Raw genomic sequence first — 3,657 nt, forward strand, 5'->3', positions numbered from 1 at the left:
CACCGGTCGCTTTGATAGTGTGCGCGAGGCTGGCTAAATCTCTTTCAACACTCTTTGATAGATCACGGATTTTACGATCAAAGAAGATCCAATCCTTAGATAGTTTCATTGAATAAGAACCATCAGAGTTCTTAGTGAGAGACCTGCCAGTTAAGGTATTGATTTTCTCTAAGTCTTGAACTCTAACTCCTCTCAGAAGTGCGTTTGCTTGATCTGCTTGGATCGAGACAGAGGTACTTCGACCTGGTTCATTGGCTGCTCGTTGTGCGGCTATCTTATCAATTTCTGCTCTCATCATCCTATCACGCTCATAGCGATCACCGAGTAATGCAATGCGATCAAATTCCTGTTGCATAACAGAATAAAATTTTTTAACGCTACTGTTTAACTCATATTCTGCTCGTTTTAATTGCGAATTATGCGATGCTTTCATCGCGGCAAGCATATCGGTTTTAACTTTGTCCACCTGTTCTTCGGTGGTACTTGGCCCCATGGCAGTTTTTATTTTTCGCGAAATTCATTACGATCAGGGGGGGTGGCAGGAGCAAATTTATCATTAAGCCGCTCAATCTCTTTCGCTTGTTGAGCTTTGATCGCTGCCAATGCATCAGATTTTTTTCTTGCAAAACATTGGCTATTCCGGCAGCACTAAATTCGGGAGGATTTGCTGTAACTAACGTATGTAAGTTTGTGACATCTTTAGTAAAATCCTCGATCGCTTTATGAGTGGCTGGTGTTTCAGCAAACACTTCTTTTATACCGTTGACAAGATCTGGGTCTGAGCCAAATTTTTCAGTAATTGATTTGCCATCTGGTGTTGTGACCTTAATTGGTTTTTTATCGGAACCCATTATTTTATCAAAATCGCTTAGTTCCTTAAGTCTTTTTGATGCATAAGTCTCCATAGTAGTGCGGCAAGTCACACCGCCCTCAATACCCACACTTTTCCTGTATTCATCCCAATAAGCAACTTGTTGTTCAGTGCTCATCGCTCCCAGTGTAAATTCATTCTTGATTCTTTGCCCTCTGGTCTTGATGTTTGTAGGGTTAGCCATAATAAATCTCTTCAAGGTAGTTCAGATAAAAAAGTATAACACCTAAATAATTAAAGGATGATTAAGTATATGCTTCTTAACTTTTTCTTAACATATACGAAGCGCTGAGTAAAGGCATCCTATTTTTGTTTTAAGATTTTTATGTGCAGCTGCGGAACCAGCACTGCGCAACTGGTTCCGCGAAATGTGGGTAGTTACCAGGCCGGTATTGCTGCATCTCCAAAAAGTTCTTGGGCTTTATCTTTTACTTCTTTAGAGTTCATTGCTTTAACAAATTCCTCAAGTTGATTCTTTTTAGGCGTGTCGCGGCGAATTACAATCAAATTGGCATAGGGGGAATCTTTTCCTTCAACATAGATTGCATCGCGGGAAGGGCTGAGGCCTGCTGGAATTGCAAAAGTGGTATTGATAACTGCTGCATCCACATCGTCTAAAATACGTGGCAATTGAGCGGCATCCAATTCTTTAATGATAAGGTGTTTGGGATTGTTGGTAATATCAGCTACGCTAGCCAAGTCTGTTTTTTCAAGGTAATTAAACCGGCTTTTTGCAGTAATAATAAAGCCCGTGCCTCATTGCTAGGATCGTTAGGAATAGCAATGATAGCCTTAGCTGGCATTTGGCTTAGTTTTTTGATTTTTTGCTATAAATTCCTGTGGGGTAAACAAAGGTTTTACCTATTGCCTCCAGATCATAACCATGGGCTTTGTTAGCTGCTTGTAAATACGGTAAATGTTGGTAAACATTGGCATCAAGGCTACCATCTTGTAAGGCCTCATTGGGCAAATTGTAGTCGTTAAATTCGACAATTTTAATTGTTAAGCCATACTTGTGCTCTGCAACCTCTTTTGCTGTTTCAACCAGTTCGGTTTCTGGACCCGCAATAGTACCAATGGTTAGGGTATTGGGTGAGGGCTTATGGCATGCTACTAAACTGATTAATAAAACTAAGATACTAAAAAACGCATGATGACTCCTAAATTTCTACTAAATATCTGGGGACAGTCTCTGCCTAATTGTGCGAAAATCGTCGTGCTAATCGATCGCCACCCATTTGGAGTAATTGGACGATTAATACCAAATAAAACGGTTGCTAACATTACACTAACATTAAACCGTTGATAACCATAACGAATTGCCAAATCACCTAAACCGCCTCCACCGACTGTACCTGCCATGGCGGAGTAATTTACTAAGGTAATCGCTGTAATAGTGACTGCGTGAATTAGCGCAGGGAACGCTTCTGGAAATAAGAGGTGACGCATCATTTGCCAGGTATTGGCTCCCATGGAAAAACCAGTTTCAATAAGACCGTTAGGTAAACTTTGATAGATGTTATCTACTAAACGAGCAAAAAAGGAGTGGCACCAAGAGTAAGCGGAACCATGGCGGCATGCAGACCAATCGAGGTCCCTACAATAAAACGGGTAATTGGAATCAGTGCAACAAGCAGAATAATAAAAGGAATAGAGCGGCTAATATTGATGACTGCAGCAATGAAGCGGTGTAAACCCGGATGAGGTTTAATTTTTGCAGAGGTGAAAAGAAGGGTACCTAAGGGTAAACCGAGTAATACGGCAAATAGAGTGCTGGCAATCACCATGTAGAGCGTTTCACCACTGGCTACAATTAAATCATAAAGCATCGTCGGTGACATAACCTAAAATCTCCACAGTTAAATTAGATTCTTCGCAACGTTTGATAAATTTTTGCAGCAATGCTTGATTAGCCGCCAATTCGACTACCAGCACGCCACAGGTAACCTCATCAAAGCGATCAATATTAGCAAGTAGGATATTAATATCTAAATTCAGTTCCCGACTGGTTTTGCTAATAAAGGGGATAGTTGCATTATCACCCTGGAAAAAGAGGCGTAATAAGGGTTTATTATTGGCCACGGTGGATAATGAAGTCTGTAAGCAAGCTGGTAGTTGTGGGCTTAGCTGGGTATATAGCATGCTTCGCGCTTGGCTAGCTGCGTTTCTGAATACATTCGCTAAGGAGGTTATTTCAACAATCTCACCTGCCTCCATGACAGCGAGGCGATGGCAGATTCGTTTTACTACTTCCATTTCATGGGTAATTAATACAATAGTAATACCGTACAAGTTGTTAATTTTCTTCAATAATTCAAGAATGGCATTGGTTGTTTCCGGATCTAAGGCCGATGTTGCTTCATCACAGAGAAGAATTTTAGGTGAACAGCTGAGGGCTCGTGCAATGGCAACGCGCTGTTTTTGGCCTCCACTAAGCTGTCCTGGATAATGATGTATTTTTTCCTCAAGCTCAACAAGAGGCAATAGTTCGTGAATTTTTTCATGGATAGCGGATTCGGCTATTCCCTGGATACGCATAGGAAGAGCAATATTGTCATAAACCGTTTTGGAGTTGAGTAAATTAAAATGCTGGAAAATCATTGCCATTTTGTGGCGGGCTTTACGTAAATTCTGGACGGATAAGTGAGTAATATTTTCATTATCAACAATGACTTCTCCACTAGTCGGTCTTTCCAGTAAATTAATGGAGCGCAATAACGTGGATTTTCCAGCTCCACTTTTGCCAATGATGCCAAAAATCTCACCTTCCTGAATGAATAAGTTGA

At 40.9% G+C, this 3,657-nt stretch carries 3 protein-coding genes and 2 pseudogenes; all 5 read right to left on the reverse strand.

Annotation, left to right across the window (positions count from 1 at the left end; translation table 11 throughout):
• A partial coding sequence (locus BN58_RS23125) for a hypothetical protein (protein ID WP_040916259.1) occupies window positions 1-466 on the reverse strand: 466 nt, incomplete at its 3' end.
• Window positions 453-1,055: a hypothetical protein gene (locus BN58_RS07590; RefSeq protein WP_019216325.1), complete on the reverse strand. Its 603-nt coding sequence runs from the start codon at window positions 1,053-1,055 to the stop codon at window positions 453-455. The genes BN58_RS07590 and BN58_RS23125, both read right to left, overlap by 14 nt.
• A 194-nt stretch (window positions 1,056-1,249) precedes the next feature.
• Window positions 1,250-2,009, reverse strand: a pseudogene (locus tag BN58_RS37635) (MetQ/NlpA family ABC transporter substrate-binding protein).
• Window positions 2,010-2,067: 58 nt separating this feature from the next.
• A pseudogene (locus tag BN58_RS23140) lies at window positions 2,068-2,712 on the reverse strand (methionine ABC transporter permease).
• A partial coding sequence (locus tag BN58_RS07605; protein WP_019216326.1) for an ATP-binding cassette domain-containing protein occupies window positions 2,690-3,657 on the reverse strand: 968 nt, incomplete at its 5' end. The gene BN58_RS07605 and the pseudogene BN58_RS23140, both read right to left, overlap by 23 nt.

The sequence above is a fragment of the Legionella tunisiensis genome (assembly GCF_000308315.1).
Taxonomy (GTDB): domain Bacteria; phylum Pseudomonadota; class Gammaproteobacteria; order Legionellales; family Legionellaceae; genus Tatlockia; species Tatlockia tunisiensis.